The sequence below is a fragment of the Paenalcaligenes sp. Me131 genome, assembly GCF_050487225.1.
GTDB lineage: Bacteria > Pseudomonadota > Gammaproteobacteria > Burkholderiales > Burkholderiaceae_B > Paenalcaligenes.
Genome location: NZ_JBKQGY010000009.1, coordinates 1 through 2,284, shown reverse-complemented (window position 1 = coordinate 2,284; position 2,284 = coordinate 1). Strand labels below are relative to the sequence as shown.

Annotated in this window: 1 rRNA gene; it reads right to left on the bottom strand. The window is 51.7% G+C overall.

Going from position 1 to position 2,284, the window contains the following annotated elements:
• Positions 1 to 91: 91 nt before the first annotated feature.
• Positions 92 to 2,284 (bottom strand): 23S ribosomal RNA (locus ACLPHM_RS17180); the annotation flags it as partial.

Sequence of the window (2,284 nt, the reverse complement as noted above, 5' to 3'; positions counted from 1 at the left end):
CAGTATGATGCAGTGTTTCATGTTTGGGATTGCGTTTTGTACTGCTAAATTTGTTTGAACGACACTTAAAACTTATAACCTTAAGAGTTATAGGATCAAGCCGCACGGGCAATTAGTACTGGTTAGCTACGTGCATTACTGCACTTCCACACCCAGCCTATCAACGTCCTGGTCTAGAACGACCCTTTAGGGGAATCAAGTTCCCGGGATACCTAATCTTCAGACGAGTTTCCCGCTTAGATGCCTTCAGCGGTTATCTCTTCCGTACTTAGCTACTCGGCAATGCCATTGGCATGACAACCGATACACCAGCGGTACGTCCACTCCGGTCCTCTCGTACTAGGAGCAGGCTCCGTCAAGTATCCAACGCCCACGGCAGATAGGGACCAAACTGTCTCACGACGTTTTAAACCCAACTCACGTACCTCTTTAAATGGCGAACAGCCATACCCTTGGGACCGGCTACAGCCCCAGGATGAGATGAGTCGACATCGAGGTGCCAAACACCGCCGTCGATATGAACTCTTGGGCGGTATCAGCCTGTTATCCCCAGAGTACCTTTTATCCGTTGAGCGATGGCCCTTCCATACAGAACCACCGGATCACTATGTCCTACTTTCGTACCTGTTCGACTTGTCAGTCTCACAGTCAAGCACGCTTATGCCATTGCACTATCAAGACGATTTCCGACCGTCTCTAGCGTACCTTCGAACTCCTCCGTTACACTTTAGGAGGAGACCGCCCCAGTCAAACTGCCCACCATGCACGGTCCCCGATCCCGATAAGGGACCTAGGTTAGAACCATAAACAGACCAGGGTGGTATTTCAAGGTTGACTCCACGCGAACTAGCGTCCACGCTTCAACGTCTCCCACCTATCCTACACAGGCCGGTTCACAATCCAATGCAAAGCTACAGTAAAGGTTCATGGGGTCTTTCCGTCTAGCCGCGGGTAGATTGCATCATCACAACCACTTCAACTTCGCTGAGTCTCAGGAGGAGACAGTGTGGCCATCGTTACGCCATTCGTGCAGGTCGGAACTTACCCGACAAGGAATTTCGCTACCTTAGGACCGTTATAGTTACGGCCGCCGTTTACCGGGGCTTCGATCAAGAGCTTGCACCCCATCACTTAACCTTCCGGCACCGGGCAGGCGTCACACCCTATACGTCCACTTTCGTGTTTGCAGAGTGCTGTGTTTTTAATAAACAGTCGCAGCCACCGATTCACTGCGGCCCTTTCATGCTTTGCGCGCAGGCGCATCACACTACCGGGGCATACCTTCTCCCGAAGTTACGGTATTAATTTGCCGAGTTCCTTCTCCTGAGTTCTCTCAAGCGCCTTGGAATATTCATCCCGTCCACCTGTGTCGGTTTGCGGTACGGTCTTGTAAAGCTGAAGCTTAGAGGCTTTTCTTGGGACCACTTCCAATCAGTTTAGAGCCGTAGCTCTATCCAGTGACATCCTTGAATTACGCGCCCGGATTTGCCTAAGCGCCTTCTTCGATGCCCCAACGGAGATATCCAACACTCCGATGACCTTCTGCAATCCGTCCCCCCATCGCACTTTACAACGGTGCGGGAATATTAACCCGCTTCCCATCAGCTACGCATCTCTGCCTCACCTTAGGGGCCGACTCACCCTGCGCCGATGAACGTTGCGCAGGAAACCTTGGACTTACGGCGAGGGGGCTTTTCACCCCCTTTATCGCTACTCATGTCAGCATTCTCACTTCTGATACCTCCAGCATTCCTTACGGAACACCTTCGCAGGCCTACAGAACGCTCTCCTACCACGCACAGTAAACTGTGCATCCGCAGCTTCGGTAACTGGCTTAGCCCCGTTACATCTTCCGCGCAGGACGACTCGATCAGTGAGCTATTACGCTTTCTTTAAAGGATGGCTGCTTCTAAGCCAACCTCCTGACTGTCTATGCCTTCCCACTTCGTTTCCCACTTAGCCCGTTTTAGGGACCTTAGCTGGCGGTCTGGGTTGTTTCCCTCTTGAGTCCGGACGTTAGCACCCGGTGCTCTGTCTCCCGTACTGTACTTGTTGGTATTCGGAGTTTGCCATGGTTTGGTAAGTCGCTATGACCCCCTAGCCAAAACAGTGCTCTACCCCCAACAGTAATATACGAGGCACTACCTAAATAGTTTTCGGAGAGAACCAGCTATCTCCAGGCTTGTTTAGCCTTTCACTCCAATCCACAGTTCATCCCCTAATTTTTCAACATTAGTGGGTTCGGTCCTCCAGCACGTGTTACCGTGCCTTCAACCTGACCATG